Below are 19,513 nucleotides of genomic sequence, written 5' to 3' on the forward strand. Positions count from 1 at the left end.
GCACCAGTGTCAGACATCCTTCGCCATCGCCTGCACCAGCGCGGCGGTCTGGGCGTCCCGGCCCGCGGTCACCGAGAGCACGGCCACGAACTGGTCGACCAGCCAGTCCCGCAGCTCGTCCAGGGGCGGCTGCTTGTCCTCGTCGAGCCAGATCAGGGACGCAGCCTCGACCGCGGTGATCCACATCCGCACGGTCATGCGCAGCCGCAGGCCGGGGCCGGTGACGCCCAGGTGGCTGAGGATGTGCTCGGCGGCGGCCCGGCGCACGCCGTCCACGATGGCGGTCGTACGGGACGTCTCGACCACGCTGCCGCCCTGGAGCAGCGCGCTGAATCCGGCGTCGTGCTCGTCGACGAACGCCAGATAGCGGTCGAGGGCCCGCGCCAGCCGGGGGAGGAGCGAGCCCTCCCGCGGCTCGTCGAAGCACTTCTCCAGTTCGTCGGCGGCCGACCTGAGCGCCGCCTCGTACAGCTGCTGCTTGCCGCCCGGGAAGTACCGGTACACCAGCGGCCGCGACACCCCGGCCGCCTCCGCCACGTCGTCGAGGGAGACGTCCTCGGGGGCGCGGTGCGCGAAGAGCCCGAGCGCGGAGTCGAGGAGCTGACTGCGTCGCTCCTCGACGCTCAGGCGGCGGTAGGCGGGGGTGGCGGCGGGCGGGGTCATGCCTCGCAGCGTAACCGCCCGCCTGCACGTCTCCTACGCCAGGAGACCGGACGACCTCCACAACCGGCGTCCCACGCCGCGCAGCACCCCGATCTCGTCCAGGAAGTCGGTCAGCCGGCCCGCGCCGGTCTGCATGACCTCCCGCCGGTGCCCGCTCGCCTTCACCTGCGCCATGGCCTCCCGCTTGTCCAGTCCCACGTTCGTGTAGACGTCGGGGTTCACGAAGGCGACGGAGAAGACCCGCGCGAACTCACCGGAGGTGACCCGCGTGAACTCCTGCGACCACCTCGGCGCGGTCATCATCTGCCGCCGCAGCTCCTCGCGGGCGTACCGCACGTGCCGGGCCTCCTCGACCACGTGGATGCGTGTGACGCCGCGGATCAGAGGCTGCACCCGCTCGTCCGGGAAGGTCAGCCGCTGCATCCAGTCGAGGACCTCCTCGCCGAGCAGTGTCGCGGTGAAGGACCCGGGCGTGGTCGAGATCGTCTTGAACAGGCGGCCCAGGTTCTGGTGCGCCCGGGAGACCGGGTACCAGGGGGTGCCGCCGTGCGAGATCAGCCGGGCGAACATCTTCGAGTGCCGGCACTCGTCCTCGATCTCGGTGAGCGCGTACCGCACGTGCGCGCTCGTGGCCGCCTTGTCGTAGATGTGCCGGCACAGCAGCTGCATCAGGATGATCTCGAACCAGATGCCGAGCGAGGCGAGGGCCGCGGCCTCGTGCTGGGAGAGCAGGATCTGCTGCTCCTCGCTCATCCGCTTCCACATCGGGGTGTCGTACAGCGACACCAGCTCCGGCGGCCAGAACCACTTGCCCTCCTCGAAGGGCGCGTCCCAGTCCAGTTCCTTGTCCGGGTCGAAGGAGTGCTTGGCGGAGGAGGCGAGGAGCCGCTCGGCCACCTGTTCGCGGTCCTTGAGCGCTCCGAGTGCGTCGCGCAGCCCTTCCAGCGCGTCCGCTTCCGTCAGGATCGTCATGGTTCATCCACCTTGTTACCGGGGGTCACGTCCTCCATCGGTTATGAGACTGCTTGTCAGCAAGCTCGTCAATCCCCTGTGCGCGACTTGTTGACCCCGCGTCTACCACGTGTGAGCCTGCGGGCATGCCGACTTTCGACCTGTACGCCATGGATCCCGGTGACCCCCACTGGCAGGTACCTGCGAACGGCGCTGCCCGGTTCAGCTGGGAGTACGACGACGGCCGGGACCGTCTGCTCGCCCTGTACCAGAAGGGCAAGGACAAGCAGTGGGACGGGCAGAAGCGGATCGACTGGGACCTGGAGGTCGACCCGTGCGACCCGCTCGGCACCCCGGACGAGTCGATGTCGCTGTACGGCACCAAGCACTGGGCGAAGCTCACCGAGAAGGACAAGGGCGAGCTGCGCAAGCACTACGCCTCCTGGCAGTTCAGCCAGTTCCTGCACGGCGAGCAGGGCGCGATGGTCTGCGCGGCGCGGATCGTGGAGTCGGTCCCGGACCTGGACGCGAAGTTCTACTCGGCGACCCAGACGATGGACGAGGCGCGGCACGCGGAGATCTACGGCCGCTTCCTGCACGAGAAGGTCGGGATGCTCTACCCGATCAACGACAACCTCCAGTCCCTGCTGGGCGACACACTGCGCGACAGCCGCTGGGACATGCCCTACCTCGGCATGCAGGTCCTGATCGAGGGCCTGGCCCTCGCCGCCTTCGGCATGATCAGGGACACCACCGACAAGCCCCTGCCCAAGCAGATCCTCGCCTACGTCATGCAGGACGAGGCCCGGCACGTGGCCTTCGGGCGGATGGCGCTGCGCGACTACTACAAGCAGCTGAGCGACGCCGAACTGCGCGAGCGCGAGGAGTTCGTCATCGAGGGCTGCTACCTGATGCGCGACCGGCTGCGCGGGGTCGAGGTCCTGGAGAACTTCGGCATCCCGAAGGCCGAGGCGGAGGAGTACAGCGAGCAGTCCGAATTCCTCGCGCTGTTCCGCAAGTTGCTCTTCTCCCGCATCGTTCCCTGCGTCAAGGACATCGGCCTGTGGGGCAAGCGCCTGCAGGAGGCGTACGTCGACATGGGCGTCTTCGAACTCGGCGACTCCAACCTGGACCTGCTGATGGCCCAGGACGAGGAGATCGCCGAACAGCTGGACGCGGAACGCTTCGCCGCGGAGGAGCAGGAGCGCGTGGCCGAGGTGACGGACGCGATCGAGGCGGGACGCTAGAGCGGCGGGACGCTAGAGCGGCGGGGCGCCGGCCGGCGGGGCGCTAGACCGAGCAGCCCAGCCCGTCCGGCACCACCGGCACCACCGGCGCCACCGGCACCTCCAGCGCCACCGGCTCCGCGCCCTGCGCCGGGAACGGCGTCCGCAGCGTGAAGGCGTACGGCGTGGGGCCGTTGGCGCGCAGGTGCAGCAGCCGCGCCTCGGCCTCCGCGACCGTCGGGCGGTGCCCGGCCGGCACCCACCACATGGCCACCATCGCCTCCTGGATCCGCTCGAACCACTCGCGCCGACGGGCCAGCATCTCGCGATGGCGGCCCTGGTACATGAACGCGGTCAGTGCGTTCGTGTCCCGCCACACCGACATGTTGATGATCAGCCACTCGTCGCCGAAGACGGCCACATCGGTCGCGTCGCCGCCTTCGCCCTCCAGGCGCCAGACGAAACCGTCCGCGGTGTCGGCATCGGCGTTCACGGGGTCGAGGCTGTCGACGAAGTCCTTCAACTGCGGGGAATCCAGCGGGGCCTTGAGACGGGCGATGTTCACCTGGGCGAGTTCGTATCCGATGGCCGAAGTCATGTACCGAACGTTAGGTCGGGAGCCGGCCGGGCCGTAACCCCCGTCTCATTCCTTGGAGTTCAGCACCGCCTCCATCACACCCCGGGCGATCGGGGCCGCCACCCCGCCCCCGGTGATGTCCCCGCGCTCCGCCGAGCCGTCCTCCACCACCACGGCGACCGCGACCTTCGGATTCTGATCTCCCTCGGCCTGCGCCCACGACACGAACCAGGCGTACGGAATCCCGGCGTTGCCGATACCGTGCTGGGCGGTGCCGGTCTTGCCGCCGACGATCGCGCCGGGGATCGCGGCGTTCGTGCCGGTGCCCTCCGTCACGACGTCCTCCATCAGCTCCTTCATCCGGTCGGCCGTCTCCGGGCGCATCGCGGCGCGTGCGGGACGCGAACCCGCCGTGGCCACCGTCGCGCCCTCGTTCGTGGTCGTCCGCTCCACCAGGTACGGCGAGCGCACCTGCCCGCGGTTCGCCACCGCCGCCGCGACCATCGCCATCTGCAGCGGCGTGGCCCGCGTGTTGTACTGCCCGATCGAGGACAGCGCGAGCTGCGCCCGGTCCATCGAGGTGTCGAACGTGCTCGGCGCCACGGAGAAGGGGATCCGCTGCCGCGTGTCGTTGAAGCCGAAGGCCCGCGCCGTCCTCGCCATGTTCGCCATGCCCACGTCCACGCCGAGCTTCGCGAACACGGTGTTGCAGGACCATTCGAAGGCGTCCCGCAGCGGGGCGTCCCCGCATCCGTCGCCCTCGTTCATCAGGGTGGTCCGGGTGCCCGGCAGCGGATAGGGGTCGGGCGAGTCGGTCGGCTTGTCGAGATCGGTGACGACGCCGGCGTCCAGCGCCGCCGCCGCGGTGACCACCTTGAAGGTCGACCCCGGGGGATACGTCTGCCGCACCGCCCGGTTGAGCATCGGCTTGTCCGGATCGGCGTTCAGCCGCGCCCAGGAGCGGGCCGTCGCCGCGGCGTTCCCCGACAGCGCGCTCGGGTCGTAGGAGGGACTCGACACCAGCGCCAGCACCCGGCCGGTCGCCGGCTCGATCGCCGCCACCGCGCCCTTGCGCCCGTCGAGTCCCTCGTACGCCGCCCGCTGGGCCGCCGGGTCGAGCGTCGTCACGATGTCGCCGCCCCGGCTGCGGGCCCGCGTCAGGCCGTTCACCAGGGGGAACGGCGAGAGCGCCGGGTCGGTGCCGGACAGGACCGAGTCCTTGACGTGCTCCAGCAGGGTCGTGCCGTACACCTGCGAGGCGAAGCCGGTGACGGGTGCGTACAACGGGCCGTCCCGGTACGTCCGTTCGTAGCGGAGCTGCTCGCCGGAGTCCCGGGAGCCGGTGACCGGCTCGCCGCCGACCAGGATGTCGCCGCGCGGCTGGTGGTAACGGGCGATCTGGGAGCGGCGGTTGGCGTGGTTGTCGTCGTAGGAGCGGGCCTTGACGATCTGGATGCGGGCCGCGTTGACCAGGAGCGCGGCCAGCAGGAGGACGCAGAAGAAGCCGGCGTGCCGGATGTGCTTCGTCATCAGGGCACCGCCTGCCCGTCGTACTGGCTGCGTGCCGAGTCGCTCACCCGGATCAGCAGTGCCACGATCGCCCAGTTGGTGACCACCGACGAGCCGCCCTGCGCGAGGAACGGCATCGCCATGCCGGTCAGCGGGATGAGGCCGGTCACCCCGCCCGCGATCACGAACACCTGGAGCGCCACGATCGAGGCCAGCCCGACCGCCAGCAGCCGGCCGAAGGGGTCGCGCAGCGCGAGTCCGGCCCGGAAGCCGCGCTCCACGAGGAGGCCGTAGAGGAGGAAGAGCGCGGACAGGCCCGCCAGGCCCAGCTCCTCGCCGGCCGTCGCGAGGATGAAGTCGGACTTCGCCGCGAAGCCGATGAGAATCCCGTGGCCGAGGCCCAGGCCGGTGCCGAGGGCTCCGCCCGCGGCGAAGGCGAACAGCGACTGGGCGATCTGGTTGGGGCCCTGGCCGGCGTCGATCGACGCGAAGGGGTGCAGCCAGTCCTGGACCCGGCCGTGCACATGCGGCTCCAGCCAGCCGACGGCCACCGCGCCGAGGGCCGCCAGCAGCAGGCCGACGGCGATCCAGCCGATGCGGCCGGTGGCGACGTAGAGCAGGACCACGAACAGGCCGAAGAACAGCAGCGAGGTGCCGAGGTCGCGCTCCAGCACCAGCACGCCGACGCTCAGCAGCCAGATGGCGAGGATCGGGCCGAGCACCCGGCCGGTGGGGAGCTGCAGACGCCGGAACCGCCAGATCTGGCGGCCGGCGTAGGCGAGCGCGTTGCCGTTGGCCGCGAGGTACGCGGCGAAGAAGACCGCCAGCAGCACCTTCGCGAACTCGCCCGGCTGGATGGAGAATCCGGCGATCCGGATCCAGATGCGGGCGCCGTTGACGGCCGGGAAGAGGATCGGGAGCAGCAGCAGGGCGAGGGCGGCGACGACGCAGACGTAGGCGTAGCGCTGGAGCAGCCGGTGGTCGCGGAGCATCAGGACGATCACGGTGAACAGGGTCATGCCCAGCGTGGACCACACGAGCTGGGTGGGGGCCGCGTGGTCGTGCGGGGTTTCCAGGTCGAGCCGGTAGATCAGCACCAGACCGAGACCGTTGAGCAGGACGCCGATGGGCAGCAGCAGCGGATCGGCGTACGGGGCGCGCAGCCGTACCGCGGTGTGCGCGAGGAGCGCGAGCACGCCGAGCCCGGCGCCGTAGCCCGCGGCGCCGGGCGGGACGGTGCCGGTCCTGGCGAGGCCGACGGCGCAGTAGCCGTACACGGAGAGCAGGACGGCGATGACGACGAGGGCGAGTTCGATGCCGCGGCGCCGGGGCAGGCGGACCGCGCGTACGGCGGAACCTGCCTGCTCCCGGGCCGTCAGCACCAGCGCGGCGGAGTCCCGATCGTCTCGATGTAGCGGGCCGAACCCCATGCCCATGTCCCGTCCGTGAGGAGGTACCAGAGGTTGTTGCCCTGCACGCTCTGGCCCGGTGTCTTGCAGAAGATGGAGACCCGCTGGCCGCGGTGGACCACGCGGATCACCTGGCTGCCGCGGTTCGGCGCGCTGCGCAGCAGCAGTTCGCCCGCGGTGACCACGCCTTGGGAGTGGTGCTGGTCGCCGCCCTGGTCGCCGCCCTGGTCCCAGCCGTCGTGCTGGTCCGAACCGGCCGAACCGGCCGAGGAGTCGCCGCCACCGCCGTCCCAGTCGTCGTCCGCGAGCGCCGGCGCGACGGCCACGGAGGTGATGAGAGCGCCGGCGGCGGTGGTTATCGCGACGCGGGTGAGAAGGGTGCGCAGGGACATTGCCGATACCTCCACAAATGGGGGCGAAGCTGACTAACCGCCACGTTAGGAGCAGTGCTGGAGGGTCGCGCGTCGTGGTGGGCCAGTGGAGCGCACCCGTCCCGCGGTCCTACGGGAGCGTCAGCGTCGCGACGGCCCCGCCGTCCACGGCGTTCGCGAACGTCAGCCGCGCACCCAGCACCTCCGCCTGGCCCGCGGCGATGGTCAGCCCGAGCCCGTGCCCCTTCGCGCCGCCCTCGGTGCGGAACCGCTGCGGGCCGTGCTCGAGGAGGTAGTCCGGATACCCGTCGCCGTGGTCCCGTACGGTCACCACCGGCCCGTCGACCGTCAGGGACACGGGCGCGCGTCCGTGCTTGTGGGCGTTCGCGACCAGGTTGCCCAGGACCCGCTCCAGGCGCCGCCGGTCCGTCTCCGCCCGGGCGTCCTTCAGGACGACGACCGAGGTGTCGGTGCCGGACGCGCGCACCACCCGGGCCGCCAGCGCGCCCAGTTGCTCCGCGTCGAGTTCCAGCCGCTCCCGGCCGGTGTCCAGCCGGGAGATCTCCAGCAGGTCCTCGGTGAGCGTGCGCAACGCGGCCACCCGGTCCCGCACCAGCTCCGTCGGCCGCCCCGGCGGCAGCAGCTCGGCCGCCGCGTGCAGCCCGGTCAGCGGGGTGCGCAGCTCGTGCGCCACGTCCGCGGTGAACCGCTGCTCGCTCAGCAGCTTGCCCTGGAGCGAGGCCGCCATGGAGTCCAGCGCGGCGGCGACCGCGGCCACCTCGTCCTGAGGGTGCGTCGGATCCTTCGTCCGGGGATCGTCGACGCGCGCGTCCAGGTCGCCCGCGCTGATCCGCCGGGCCACCTGCGCCGTGGCGTGCAGCCGCCGGGTCACCCGGGTCACCGAGAACGCGCCGATCAGCAGCGTCACCCCGATCGCCAGACCCGACGACCACAGGATCGCCCGGTCGAGCCCGGCGATCGTCCGGGACTGCTGCGCGTAGTCGACCTGGACGGCCAGCGCCCGGTGCCGGTCGGCGGGACCCGCCGCCCACATCGTGGGATGCCCGTGCAGGTCGGAGACCATCGTGCCGCGGTCCCCGGCCACCGCCTTCGCCCGCAGCGCCCTCGGCAGGCCCGGCGGATCGACACCCGTGCCCGGCAGCAGCGTGTCCCCGGCCTCGTACGCCTTCGTCGCGTCCGACAGCCGCGCCAGCGCGAGCCTGCGGGCCTGGCCGACGGTCTGGTTGGTGACCGAGACGTGCACGAGCACGCCGAGCATCGCGGCGAGCGCGCAGCACATCACGGTGATGAAGACGGCCGCCTTCACGGCGAGCGTGCCGGCCCACTGGGGGAGCCCGAGTCCCGTCATGGAGTGGCCGAGGGGGACGCGGAGGAGGGTGCCACGGAGGGCGTCGCCGACGGCTGCGACGGGCGCTCGCGCTTGCCGATGTGCAGCATCTCGTCGTGCGTGAGCAGCATGACCCGCTGATCCGGGTCCCAGGTCCACTGGAACCGGTACTCGTAGTCGGAGAGGTCGGACGGCGCATGGATGATCACGGAGCGCCCGGCCAGCTCGACCCCGCTCACGGCGTCGTTGTTGGACATCACCTGGATCACCCGGCCGCCCTGGACGGTGTAGACGCGCACGGCCGTCTGGGTGCCGGGCAGCAGCCGGAAGCCCAGCGTCAGGTCGGGGCGCCCGTCGCCGGTGATGTCGCGGTAGTACGGCTTGAGCAGGGGGCACCTCGGGTCCGCCGGCTCCTTGCCGCAGTAGGCCATCCGGCGCACCGTGACGCGGTACGGCGCCTTCGAGCCGGCGTAGTCGTCCGGGTGCTGGGCGATCTCCGCCCGCACGAGCGCCGCCGGATCCACCTTGCGCAGGTCGCCGCCGGGGGCCGTCACGCCCTTCATGGTCTCGGCGTCGCCGTTGTCGTACTTCCAGGCCGGGCTGGACGCGGGCGTCAGGCTCGGCCACAGCTTGGCCGGGCTGGTCGCGGTCGCGGCCGGTCCCGCGCCCTTCAGCCCGCCCGCGTCGCCGCAGCCCGACGCCAGCGCGCCGAGTACGGCGACGGCGAGCGCGGTGCGTGCGGCGCGGAAACGGAGCACAGTACTCCTGTGGCTGGTAACGATCGCTGACCCGGCCCACCCTATTCGTCCGGCGAAACGATTACCTCGCTACTCCGCCAGCTCCTCCAGCAGCCGGGCCGTCGGCAGCCCCGCCCGCAGATACTCCACGAACAGCTCGTTGTGCAGCGCCCACGGCGAGCGGCGGGACCGGATCAGCCGGATCGCCTGCTCCGCGGAGTGCCCGCGGCGCACCAGGGCGTGCGCGATCACCAGCCCCGAGCGGTTGTAGCCGTGGTAACAGCGGACGAGGACCTTGCGGCCCTCGTCCAGTGCCTCGCTCGCGGCCTGTGCCAGACGCATCACGCCCGCGAGCTGCGTGCCGTCCAGCGGCCCGTCCGGTATCGCCCAGACGTGGTGCTCCACACCGGGATCGGGCCCGTGTCCGGGCAGTCTCAGCAGGGTCTGCACAAGATCGAACTCGTCCCGTACGACGGCGAACTCCAGATCGCCCGTGCGGTTCCTGAACTGGTGCCCGCCCATCCACAGACCGGGCACGATCTCGCTCCATGGACTGTCCGGAGCCGGTACGTCGGGCTGCTTCCTGCGGGTACGCAACAACGCCTCCCCAAGTCCCCCTCCCAACTCCTCCCAAAGGTAGCCGTCTTCTTGCCTGGGGAGCACCCCGCCTGTTCCCATGGTCAGGGGTGATGGCGCAATGACCGGACTGCGAGTCATACCGTCCTGGCGACACGGCCAGGAGCGGCTCTACGTTTGCCACACGGACGGGCGGAACATCGCCTGGTACGACCGCGAGGCCGCACGGGTCAACCTGCTCAGCGAGGGCGAGGAGGACGGCGTGCTCAAAGCGCTGGGCCCCTTCCTCACCGGCCCGGTGACGGTCGGCCCGCCGCCGGTCCCGACCCCGGCCGAGCTGGCCCGGCTCTCCCTCCACCCGGACGACGACCTGGCGCCCAACCGCCCCGGCGAGGCGCTGCTGATCGCCCTGGACCGGGAACCCGGCCCGGCCCACCGGCTGCGCCCGGACCCGCGCCGCAAGGCGCTGGCGGCGGAGCAGTCGGTCGGCGAGGCCCTGGACGCCCTCGACGGCGCGGGCTGGCACGCCCTGCACTCGGTCCCGCTGCCCGGCGGCGACCGCATCCACCATCTGGCGATCGGCCCGGGCGGTCTGTACGCCGTCCACACGCTGTACGCCCGCAAGCAGCGGGTGACGGTCGCGGACCCCATGGTCACGCTGGGCCGCCGCGAGCCCGAGCCGCTGCTGCGCCGCGTCCGCGCCGACGCGGACCGGGCGGCGTACGCGCTGACGGCTGAGGTCCACCCGGTTTTGGCCCTCACGGAGCCCGCGGACGTCTCGGTCCCGGCCCCGCTCCGCGAGGTCCGCGTGCTGCGCGACACGGACCTCACGGGCCTGAGCCGCCTCGGCGGTGTCCTGAAACCGGCGGACGTGGAGGCGCTGCACGCGATGGCGCGGGACCGGCGGACGTGGAGGCGGGTCTGAGGCGCGTGGGTCTGAGGCGGGTGGGTCTGAGGCGGGTGGGTCTGAGGCGGGTGGGTCTGAGGCGCGTGGGTCTGAGGCGGGTGGGGCTGAGGCGCGTGGCGCTGGCCTGAGTAGATCTGGCCTGACTGGTCCGGCCCGCGTGGGGGCTGATCCGAGTGAGTCCGGCCCGCGTGGGGCCGACCCGGGTCGGGGAAGTGAGCCGGGTCGGGGAAGTGAGCCGGGTCAGGGAAGTGAGCCGGCGCCGTCCGTGTCGAGCAGCGGGGCCAGCAGGTCGCCGTAGTCCTGTACGCGGGGGGCGATGTCCGCGGCCAGGAAGGTGAGCTGGGCCGGTGCCCCGCACGCCTCGACCTCGCTCCAGGTCACCGGTGCGGAGACGGTGGGCTCGCTCCGGGCGCGCAGCGTGTAGGGCGTGGCGGTGGTCTTGCGGGCCGCGTTCTGGCTCCAGTCGACGAACACCTTGCCGGGCCTCAGGCTGCGCGTCATCCGGTGCAGGACGAGCTTGGGCATGGCGCGCTCCGCCTCCACGGCGAGGCCCTTGGCATAGTCGCTGACCTGCTCGGACGGGGTCGGCCGGACGGCGGCGAGCAGATGCAGCCCCTTGGAGCCGGAGGTCTTGGCGTACGACTCGATGCCGTCGGCCGCGAGCCGCTCGCGCAGCCAGAGGGCGACCTGGCAGCAGTCGACGACGTCGGCGGGCGCGCCGGGGTCGAGGTCGAAGACGATCCGGTCGGCGGCCCCCGGATCCCCGGCGACCCACTGATGCGTGTGGAACTCGGTGACGAGGTTGGCCGCCCACATCAGGCTCGGCAGGTCCTGTACGAGCACCATCCGCGCCGGACCCTCCGTGCGCGGCACCTCGGCGGTGGTGACCCAGTCGGGCGTACCCGGGGGCACGTTCTTGGTGAAGAAGACCTGGCCGTCCGGTCCGTCGGGGTACCGCAGGAACGAGACGGGGCGATTCCGCAGGTGGGGCAGCAGGGCCTCGGCGGTGGTGGCGTAGTAGTGCAGCACCTCGCCCTTGGTGAATCCGGTGGCGGGATACAGCACCTTTTCCAGGTTGCTGAGCGCGAGGCGCCTTCCCGCCACCTCCGTGATCGGCGTCATACGATGAGAATCTCATGCAAACCGGCAGGGAATGGTGCAAAAAGAGCGAAAGGGTGCTGCACGTGCGATCCATATGGAACGGCGCCATCTCGTTCGGCCTGGTCAGCATCCCGATCAAGCTCGTCAACGCCACCGAGAACCACTCCATCTCCTTCCGTCAGATCCATGTGGAGGACGGCGGTCGCATCCGCTATCGCAAGTTCTGCGAGCTGGAGGAGAAGGAGGTGAGCGGGGCGGAGATCGGCAAGGGCTACGAGGACGCGGGCGGCACGATCATCCCGATCACGGACGAGGACCTGTCCCACCTGCCGCTGCCCACCGCCAGGACGATCGAGATCGTGGCCTTCGTGCCGGCGGACCGCATCGACCCGCTCCAGATGGACGCGGCGTACTACCTCGCGGCGGGCGGCGCGCCGGCGGCCAAGCCGTACATCCTGCTGCGGGAGGCCCTGAAGCGCAGCCACAAGGTGGCCATCGCGAAGTTCGCCCTACGGGGCAAGGAACGGCTGGGCATGCTGCGGGTGGTCGGTGACGCCATCGCCATGCACGGCCTCCTGTGGCCGGACGAGGTACGCACCCCCGAGGGCGTCGCCCCGGAGACGGACGTCACGGTCAACGCCAAGGAACTCGACCTCGCGGACGCCCTGATGGACACCCTGGGCGAGATCGACCTCGAAGAACTCCACGACGAGTACCGCGAGGCCCTGGAGGAGGTCGTGGCGGCGAAGGCGGCCGGCGAGGCGCCCCCGGAGTCCCCCGAACCGGCCCGGGGCGGCAAGGTCCTCGACCTGATGGCAGCCCTCGAGAACAGCGTCAAGGCCGCCAAGGAATCCCGCGGCGAACCCCCCGCGAAGGATGCCGAAGTCACACGCCTCCCACGCTCGAAGGCGAAGAAGTCGGCCGCCAAGAAGACCGCGGCGAAGAAGACGGCAGCGAAGTCCACACAGAGCACGAAGAAGACGGCAGCGAAAAAGACCGCGGCGAAGAAGACCCCGGCGAAGAAGACGACGTCACGCAAGCGCACGGCGTGAAGCGTGACATCACCTACGACGCTCGAGCTCCTCGCCGCCAGTCTTCGCCATCCGCAACCGACACGCCCACCGGGCCAGCCCGCTAGTGTGCTGACCAGCTGAAAACGTTCCCGTTCCGAGCGAGCTTCGGGGCGCCGGCGCCCCGGCGTCGGGCTCAGGGAGTGGCCCCGCTCCCCTCGGCCCACCGAAACGCCGCGAGGATCCGCTCCGCCGCGAGCGTCGCCGTCAACTCGCCGTCGCGGACCTGCTGTTCGAGGTTCGGTGCGAGGGATCGTACGGAGGGGTCGTTGCGCAGGCGGTCGAGGAGTTCGTCGTGGACCATGGTCCAGGTCCAGTCGACCTGCTGGTCGCGGCGCTTGGTGGCGAGGCGGCCCGTGGTGTCGAGGAGGGTGCGGTGCTGTTCGACGCGCTCCCAGACGGTCTCGAGGCCCGTCGACTCGCGAGCGCTGCAGTGCAGGACCGGCGGCGTCCACGCGGCGTCCTTGCCGTGCATCAGGCGCAACGCACCCGCCAACTCCCGCGCGGCGGCGCGGGCATCGCGCTCGTGCGGCCCGTCCGCCTTGTTGACGGCGATCACGTCGGCCAGTTCCAGGACACCCTTCTTGATGCCCTGCAGCTGGTCGCCCGTGCGCGCCAGCGTCAACAGCAGGAAGGAGTCGACCATGTTGGCGACCGCGGTCTCCGACTGCCCGACACCGACCGTCTCCACCAGGATCACGTCGTAGCCGGCCGCCTCCATCACGACGATCGACTCACGCGTCGCCTTGGCCACCCCGCCCAGCGTTCCGGCCGTGGGGGAGGGCCGGATGAAGGCCGCGGGGTCCACGGCCAGACGTTCCATACGCGTCTTGTCACCGAGGATGGAGCCTCCGGTGCGGGTGGACGACGGGTCCACCGCCAGCACCGCGACCCGGTACCCGAGCCCGGTCAGCATCGTCCCGAACGCGTCGATGAACGTCGACTTCCCGACCCCCGGCACCCCGCTGACCCCGATCCGCCGCGCCTTCCCGCTGTACGGCAGCAGCTCGGTCAGCAACTGCTGTGCCAGCACCCGGTGTTGCGGACGGGTGGACTCGGCGAGCGTGATGGCGCGCGCAACGATCGCACGCTTCCCGTCGAGCACACCCTTCACATACGTGTCGACTTCGATCACAGCTGATGCCCGAGGCCGTCCGCCAGCCGCCGTACGAGATCATGTGCCGCGTCCGGGATCACCGTCCCGGGCGGGAAGACGGCCGCCGCACCCATCTCCAGCAGCGTCGGCACGTCCTGCGGCGGGATCACTCCGCCCACCACGATCATGATGTCCTCGCGCCCCTCCTCGGCGAGTGCGTCGCGCAGCGCCGGCACCAGCGTGAGATGCCCGGCGGCCAGCGACGACACCCCGACGATGTGCACGTCCGCCTCGACGGCCTGACGCGCCACCTCGGCCGGTGTCTGGAACAGCGGGCCGACGTCCACGTCGAAGCCGAGGTCGGCGAACGCGGTCGCGATCACCTTCTGCCCCCGGTCATGGCCGTCCTGGCCCATCTTGGCGACCAGGATGCGCGGGCGGCGCCCCTCGGCCTCCTCGAAGGCGGACACGAGCGTGCGGGTACGGTCCACGGACGGCGACTCCCCGGCTTCGTTGCGGTACACGCCGGTGATGGTACGGATCTGGCTCGCGTGCCGGCCGTACACCTTCTCCAGCGCGTCCGAGATCTCCCCGACGGTGGCCTTGGCCCGGGCGGCGTTCACCGCCAGCTCCAGCAGGTTGCCCTCGCCCCCGGCGGCCCGCGTCAGCGCGTCCAGCGCGTCCTGGCACGCGGTCTCGTCCCGCTCCGCCCGCAGCCGCCGCAGCTTCTCGATCTGCTGCGTCCGTACGGAGGAGTTGTCGACCTTGAGCACGTCGATCTGCTCGTCGCTCTCGACGCGGTACTTGTTGACGCCGATGACGGGCTGCCGCCCGGAGTCGATCCGGGCCTGCGTACGGGCCGCGGCCTCCTCGATGCGCAGCTTGGGGATGCCGGCGTCGATCGCCTTCGCCATGCCACCCGCCGCCTCGACCTCCTGGATGTGCTGCCAGGCGCGGCGGGCGAGGTCGTACGTCAGCTTCTCCACGTAGGCGCTGCCGCCCCACGGGTCGATCGACCGCGTCGTACCCGACTCCTGCTGGATCAGCAGCTGCGTGTTGCGCGCGATGCGGGCCGAGAAGTCGGTGGGCAGCGCGAGCGCCTCGTCGAGCGCGTTGGTGTGCAGTGACTGCGTGTGGCCCTGCGTGGCCGCCATCGCCTCGACGCACGTACGCGTGACGTTGTTGAACACGTCCTGCGCGGTCAGCGACCAGCCCGAGGTCTGCGAATGGGTGCGCAGCGAAAGGGACTTGGTGTTCTTCGGGTCGAACTGCTTCACCAGCTTCGCCCACAGCAGCCGCGCCGCCCGAAGCTTGGCGACCTCCATGAAGAAGTTCATGCCGATCGCCCAGAAGAACGACAGCCGCGGCGCGAACGCGTCCACGTCCAGGCCGGCTTCACGCCCGGCACGGATGTACTCCACCCCGTCGGCGAGCGTGTACGCCAGCTCCAGGTCGGCCGTGGCACCGGCCTCCTGGATGTGATAGCCGGAGATGGAGATGGAGTTGTAGCGCGGCATCCGCTGCGAGGTGAAGGCGAAGATGTCGGAGATGATCCGTATCGACGGCTTCGGCGGATAGATGTAGGTGTTGCGGACCATGAACTCCTTGAGGATGTCGTTCTGGATGGTCCCGGCCAACTTCTCGGGCGCTACGCCCTGTTCCTCCGCGGCGACGATGTACAGCGCCAGCACCGGCAGAACGGCGCCGTTCATCGTCATCGACACGGTCATCCTGTCCAGCGGGATGCCGTCGAAGAGCTGCCGCATGTCGTAGATCGAGTCGATGGCGACACCCGCCATACCGACGTCGCCCGTCACGCGCGGGTGATCGCTGTCGTAACCCCGGTGCGTGGGCAGGTCGAACGCGACCGACAGACCCTTCTGGCCGGCCGCCAGATTGCGCCGGTAGAAGGCGTTGGACTCCTCGGCGGTCGAGAAGCCCGCGTACTGGCGGATGGTCCACGGCTGGTTGACGTACATCGTCGGGTACGGCCCGCGCAGATACGGCGCCATACCCGGGTACGTGCCGAGGAAGTCCAGGCCCTCCAGGTCACGCCCGGTGTACAGCGGCTTGACCGCGATGCCCTCCGGCGTCTCCCACAGCGGCTCGTCCCCGCCCGTCGCCTGCTTGACCGCCGTACGCCACTCCTCGGCGCCGCCGGCGGTGGCCGGGGTCCCCAGCTCGATCCCGGAGAAGTCGGGAATGGAAGGGACGGACATCAGGACACTCCCATGCGGTCGAGGGCGGCGGACAGCACGGCGACGGCGTCGCAGCCCGCGAAGACGTAACTGTCGACATCGGCGTACTGCCCGGGGCGGCCCGCGAGGAACACATGCCTGGCGCCGGCCGACTTGAACTCGCCGGCCACGGTCGCGGCCCGCTCCTCGTACAGCGCGTCGCTGGAGCACAGGCACACCTCGGTGGCGCCGCTCTCCTCGAACGTGCCCTCCGCCACGGCCTCGATACCGCCGGCCTGGAAGAGGTTCGAGGCGAAGGTGAGGCGCGCGGTGTGGGCGGCGGCCGGGCCGAGCGCGGCCAGGAAGATCCGCGGCCGGGACCCGGTGGCGGCGAGGTGGGCGTCCGACCGGGCGCGCAGCGCCTCGTACGCCTCGTCGCGACGGACGCGCGGAAGACCGCCGGACCGGGGCTCGGGAGCGGGCTCCCGTACGACGGCCTGCTCGGCGAGGAACGGGAACTCGCTGACTCCGGTGACGGGTTCGCGCCGCTTGGCGAGCTTGCCGGCACGCGCTTCCCAGGTCGCGGCCAGATCCCGCTCGATCTGCCCGGAACGCAACGCGGCGGCCTGGCCGCCCGCCTGCTCGATCCGCTGGAAGAACTCCCAGCCGGCGTGGGCGAGTTCGTCCGTCAGCCGCTCCACGTACCAGGAGCCGCCCGCCGGGTCGATGACCCGGGCCAGATGCGACTCCTCGATGAGGATCGTCGACGTGTTGCGGGCGATGCGCCGCGCGAACGCGTCGGGCAGGCCGAGCGCGTCGTCGAAGGGCAGCACGGTCACCGCGTCGGCACCACCGACGCCGGCGGCCAGCGTGGCGATCGTCGTCCGCAGCATGTTCACCCAGGGGTCCCGCCGGGTCATCATCACCGGCGAGGTGACGGCATGCTGCACCTGCGCACCGGGCGCCCCGCACACCTCGGTCACCCGCGCCCACAGCCGGCGCGCGGCGCGCAGCTTGGTGATGGTCAGGAACTGGTCGGCGGTGGCGGCGTACCGGAACTCCAGTTGGGCGGTGGCCTGTTCGACGGTCAGCCCGGCCGCGGTCAGCTCGCGCAGACAGGCGACACCGGTGGCGAGCGAACAGCCGAGCTCCTGGGCGGCCGAGCCGCCGGCCTCGTGATAGGGCAGCGCGTCCACGGTCAGGGCGCGGAGCCCCGGGTACCGTTCGGAGCAGAGCTGTGCGAGGGGTACGACGTCGGCGAAGTCGTACGCCCGCCCCGTACGAGCCTCGTGCCCGAGTGGATCGGCACCGAGGCTGCCGCGGACGGCGTCCGCGGAGACACCGCGCTCCTCGTAGATCCGCAGCAACTCACGTGCGGCGGCGGGAACTTCACTTCCCGCGTCGAGAACGACGGGAGCGAGATCGAGATAGACACCGTCGAGAACCCGCCCGAGCTCCGACACCGGGATGCCGCCCTCGCCGAGGACCAGCCAGAGCGAGGTGACGCCGTTCTCCAGATCCGCGAGCACGAGGCCGTCGGCGGCCGTCGTGTGCCGCTGCCGCAAATCCCAGCCGCCGGCGGTGCTGCCCTCGGGCCGACCGCCTCGCACAAACGGGGCGAACCCGGGCATACCGGAATTGGGCGCGGCATCGCGCGCGGTGTAGAGAGGACGGGTACGCAACCCGTCCTCCAGGGCAGTGGACAGAGCATCCTCAGCGGCCGTACCCGAGACGTCCTTGCCCGACTTGCGCAGCACACCCGCCACCAGGTGTTGCCACTGCTCATGGGTTGCGTCAGGGAACTCGGCGGCCAGCGAGAGCCCGTCGTCAGGCAGGACCGTCATGCTCGGATGCTAGGCCAGACGCCCGAAGGAGCAGCAGAGGAAACGGCTGTGAGCTTGTTCTCCTGCGGGTTGTGATGTGGGTCTCCGGGGGTGCCGGGGCGACCGGGGGAGCGGCTGGAGACGGGCGGCGCGGTGTGCAGGGAGGCTGGTTTTGGGACGGCGGCTTGGGACGGCGGTTGCTGCTGCGGCCACCGCGTTGTGATGCGACGGCGTTCACCGGTGCCGCCACCGGGCGTAGTCGTCGCCGGCCCTGAGCGAGCACACCATCGGAGTCCCACGGTCGGTGAACCCGGTCGCGCCCACGGAAGAGCAGAAGGCACCCGGGTGCACGAAGCCGCCCGGGGAAGACGACGGCGTGCGGCTCGGTGGGGACAGCCCGACCTGACGCATGCTGGCGCCGGTGATCACTCCACCCGACACCTGATACGTACCGCTGTAGACCTTGACCGCACCGGAGGTCTGCGTGGCCTCCAGCCTGACCGCCACAGTCGGTCCGGACACCCGGAGTACCTGGAGGCGATCGTGGGCCGTGCCGGCGAAGGCGGCCACGAAGCTGCCGTACGTCGGGCTGAACTGCTTGCCGCCGAGGTTCCAGGCGGTGCGGTAGTGGTGCGCGTTGATGGCGTCGTAGTAGGCCCTGACCACGGCGCCGGGCCCACGTGGCCCCTGTGCGGAGGTCGGCGGGGGAGAGGGGGCTGTCGTGGCTGTGGCTGTGGCTGTGGCTGTGGCCACGGTCGTGGTCACCGACGTCGATGTCGATGTCGACGGGGTGGCGGTCCCTCCGGTGCTCGGCGGGGCGCAGGCGGTGGCAGTGGCGGCAACCACGGTCAGGACCAGGGCGGGGAGAAGCGTTCGGCGCATGGCCATCACCAGCCGACAGTTGTACAGCGTGGACGCGATCGCGCCACCCCTCGACCATCCAGCGGCCCCGGCGGACCGAAGCAGGGGCCGAAAGACCCGCATGCGGTGGCCGTTCGGTCCGGTTGATGAGATGGCCGGGAGTAGCCGCCCGCGGGGGCGCGACGCGTCGTCAAGGCATCGCGCCGTCAAGGCATCGCGCCGGGACGGGGGCGAGAACGCAGAACGCGTGACCGTCTAACGCGTGGCCGTCCAAACGGTCCTTGAGCGCGCCTTCCGGGCCTGCCAGAAGTCGAGGTAGGACAGGGCGATGACCAGCATCGGAATGACGATCCACAGCAGGGCGACACGGAGCCGCCCCTCTGTCAGCGTGGCGACCAGGACCACGGCGAGGGTGCCGACGGCGAAGCCGAAGAACTGACGGTAGGAGCGGAAGCCACCCACCGATGCCGCTCTCAGTGCGTCCGGGTCGTCCTCCTCGGCCAACGCGGCGCGCATCGGATGTCTGTCGCCCTCGCGGCGCGCCTGCTGCCAGGCGAAGAACCAACGGGCGACCACGTACAGAACAAACGTGCCGAGGAAGATCCACCACTCGGCAGGGCCGTCGGGAAGCGAACGCGCCAATGCCATGCACACCGCGTGCCCGGGGCCCCAGGGAATAGACGGTTCCGCATTCAGGCCGTGGCCTGTCGCGGGTGGGCCGGGGAAGCGTCTGTGCTGTTCGGTGCACCAGTCTTGGAGGGGTGGGAGACAGCAGCGCTTCCGGTACACACGCAAAGACCCCGGCCTCAGCGTCTCCGCTGGTGACGGGGTCTTTGGGCACCTCAGAAAGGGTGCCCCCGGCAGGATTCGAACCTGCGCACACGGCTCCGGAGGGCCTTACGGGTTCCGAGGTTCGAGCAGGTCACAGGCCTATGAACCACAGACGGCGCGCGCTTCGTCCACAGGTAGTCCACGGGTGCTTTGTAAGCCGCTCGGCGGACTGGGAAGGGGCCCCGGGGCCAGCAGTGCGGTGTGCGGTTCACTGAAACTCCTACCAGCCTGCGGTGATCGTGCGAGCTGAGCACCCAACATGCTCGCGTTGGTGGCCGCA

The 19,513-nt window shown here is 70.9% G+C and carries 18 protein-coding genes; 3 read left to right on the forward strand and 15 right to left on the reverse strand.

The genetic code is table 11. From position 1 onward, the window contains the following. Positions 1-9 precede the first annotated feature (9 nt). Both ACIBN2_RS16540 and ACIBN2_RS16545 read right to left on the reverse strand, forming a co-directional pair. The gene (locus tag ACIBN2_RS16540; RefSeq protein WP_399135067.1) at positions 10-663 is read right to left on the reverse strand and encodes a TetR/AcrR family transcriptional regulator; all 654 of its coding nucleotides are present in this window, start codon (positions 661-663) and stop codon (positions 10-12) included. A 33-nt stretch (positions 664-696) separates the two neighbouring features. Beyond that, positions 697-1,635 carry a diiron oxygenase gene (locus tag ACIBN2_RS16545; RefSeq protein ID WP_399135069.1) on the reverse strand — a complete coding sequence of 313 codons (939 nt, stop codon included), beginning with the start codon at positions 1,633-1,635 and terminating at the stop codon, positions 697-699. Between the two features lie 125 nt (positions 1,636-1,760). On the opposite strand from ACIBN2_RS16545, the gene ACIBN2_RS16550 reads away from it, so the two are divergent. Continuing rightward, positions 1,761-2,861: a ferritin-like domain-containing protein gene (locus tag ACIBN2_RS16550; protein ID WP_399135070.1), complete on the forward strand. Its 1,101-nt coding sequence runs from the start codon at positions 1,761-1,763 to the stop codon at positions 2,859-2,861. A gap of 43 nt (positions 2,862-2,904) precedes the next feature. Here the strand turns inward: ACIBN2_RS16550 and ACIBN2_RS16555 are convergent, their stop codons facing one another. The 7 genes from ACIBN2_RS16555 to ACIBN2_RS16585 all read right to left on the reverse strand — a co-directional run bounded on the left by ACIBN2_RS16555 (position 2,905) and on the right by ACIBN2_RS16585 (position 9,388). Continuing rightward, positions 2,905-3,438: a DUF3291 domain-containing protein gene (locus tag ACIBN2_RS16555; protein WP_399135072.1), complete on the reverse strand. Its 534-nt coding sequence runs from the start codon at positions 3,436-3,438 to the stop codon at positions 2,905-2,907. Positions 3,439-3,483: 45 nt separating this feature from the next. After that, the gene (locus ACIBN2_RS16560; protein ID WP_399135074.1) at positions 3,484-4,947 is read right to left on the reverse strand and encodes a peptidoglycan D,D-transpeptidase FtsI family protein; all 1,464 of its coding nucleotides are present in this window, start codon (positions 4,945-4,947) and stop codon (positions 3,484-3,486) included. Beyond that, a complete protein-coding gene (locus tag ACIBN2_RS16565) occupies positions 4,947-6,356 on the reverse strand; it encodes an FtsW/RodA/SpoVE family cell cycle protein (RefSeq protein ID WP_399135267.1) in 1,410 nt (469 codons plus the stop codon). The genes ACIBN2_RS16560 and ACIBN2_RS16565 overlap by 1 nt, the downstream gene beginning before the upstream one ends. Further along, entirely contained in the window at positions 6,302-6,727 is a 426-nt protein-coding gene (locus ACIBN2_RS16570) for an SH3 domain-containing protein (RefSeq protein WP_399135075.1), read from the reverse strand. The genes ACIBN2_RS16565 and ACIBN2_RS16570 overlap by 55 nt, the downstream gene beginning before the upstream one ends. Positions 6,728-6,836: 109 nt before the next feature. After that, positions 6,837-8,075, reverse strand: coding sequence for an ATP-binding protein (locus ACIBN2_RS16575; protein WP_399135076.1), 1,239 nt, complete (start codon positions 8,073-8,075; stop codon positions 6,837-6,839). Further along, positions 8,072-8,812, reverse strand: a complete 741-nt coding sequence (locus tag ACIBN2_RS16580; protein WP_399135077.1) for a hypothetical protein — start codon at positions 8,810-8,812, stop codon at positions 8,072-8,074. The genes ACIBN2_RS16575 and ACIBN2_RS16580 overlap by 4 nt, the downstream gene beginning before the upstream one ends. A gap of 69 nt (positions 8,813-8,881) precedes the next feature. Beyond that, positions 8,882-9,388: a dual specificity protein phosphatase family protein gene (locus tag ACIBN2_RS16585; protein ID WP_399135079.1), complete on the reverse strand. Its 507-nt coding sequence runs from the start codon at positions 9,386-9,388 to the stop codon at positions 8,882-8,884. A 100-nt stretch (positions 9,389-9,488) separates the two neighbouring features. On the opposite strand from ACIBN2_RS16585, the gene ACIBN2_RS16590 reads away from it, so the two are divergent. Next, the gene (locus ACIBN2_RS16590; RefSeq protein ID WP_399135080.1) at positions 9,489-10,292 is read left to right on the forward strand and encodes a nuclease-related domain-containing protein; all 804 of its coding nucleotides are present in this window, start codon (positions 9,489-9,491) and stop codon (positions 10,290-10,292) included. 222 nt (positions 10,293-10,514) lie between these two features. Here ACIBN2_RS16590 and ligD read toward each other — a convergent pair whose 3' ends face one another. Continuing rightward, positions 10,515-11,396, reverse strand: coding sequence for a non-homologous end-joining DNA ligase (gene ligD, locus ACIBN2_RS16595; RefSeq protein ID WP_399135081.1), 882 nt, complete (start codon positions 11,394-11,396; stop codon positions 10,515-10,517). A gap of 53 nt (positions 11,397-11,449) precedes the next feature. Between ligD and ACIBN2_RS16600 the strand changes: the two genes are divergently transcribed. Next, positions 11,450-12,427: a Ku protein gene (locus ACIBN2_RS16600; RefSeq protein ID WP_399135082.1), complete on the forward strand. Its 978-nt coding sequence runs from the start codon at positions 11,450-11,452 to the stop codon at positions 12,425-12,427. 154 nt (positions 12,428-12,581) lie between these two features. On the opposite strand, the gene meaB is transcribed toward ACIBN2_RS16600, so the two are convergent. From meaB to ACIBN2_RS16625, 5 genes are all read right to left on the reverse strand, one after another. After that, entirely contained in the window at positions 12,582-13,580 is a 999-nt protein-coding gene (meaB, locus tag ACIBN2_RS16605; RefSeq protein ID WP_399135083.1) for a methylmalonyl Co-A mutase-associated GTPase MeaB, read from the reverse strand. After that, positions 13,577-15,760, reverse strand: a complete 2,184-nt coding sequence (gene scpA, locus ACIBN2_RS16610) for a methylmalonyl-CoA mutase (RefSeq protein WP_399135084.1) — start codon at positions 15,758-15,760, stop codon at positions 13,577-13,579. Before scpA ends, meaB begins: the two co-directional genes overlap by 4 nt. Continuing rightward, positions 15,760-17,562, reverse strand: a complete 1,803-nt coding sequence (locus ACIBN2_RS16615; protein WP_399135085.1) for a methylmalonyl-CoA mutase family protein — start codon at positions 17,560-17,562, stop codon at positions 15,760-15,762. The genes scpA and ACIBN2_RS16615 overlap by 1 nt, the downstream gene beginning before the upstream one ends. A gap of 213 nt (positions 17,563-17,775) precedes the next feature. Further along, the gene (locus tag ACIBN2_RS16620; RefSeq protein WP_399135087.1) at positions 17,776-18,207 is read right to left on the reverse strand and encodes a hypothetical protein; all 432 of its coding nucleotides are present in this window, start codon (positions 18,205-18,207) and stop codon (positions 17,776-17,778) included. Between the two features lie 450 nt (positions 18,208-18,657). Next, positions 18,658-19,050 carry a hypothetical protein gene (locus ACIBN2_RS16625; protein WP_399135089.1) on the reverse strand — a complete coding sequence of 131 codons (393 nt, stop codon included), beginning with the start codon at positions 19,048-19,050 and terminating at the stop codon, positions 18,658-18,660. Between the last annotated feature and the right edge of the window lie 463 nt (positions 19,051-19,513).

It is taken from the genome of Streptomyces sp. NPDC050534 (assembly GCF_044457745.1).
Taxonomy (GTDB): domain Bacteria; phylum Actinomycetota; class Actinomycetes; order Streptomycetales; family Streptomycetaceae; genus Streptomyces.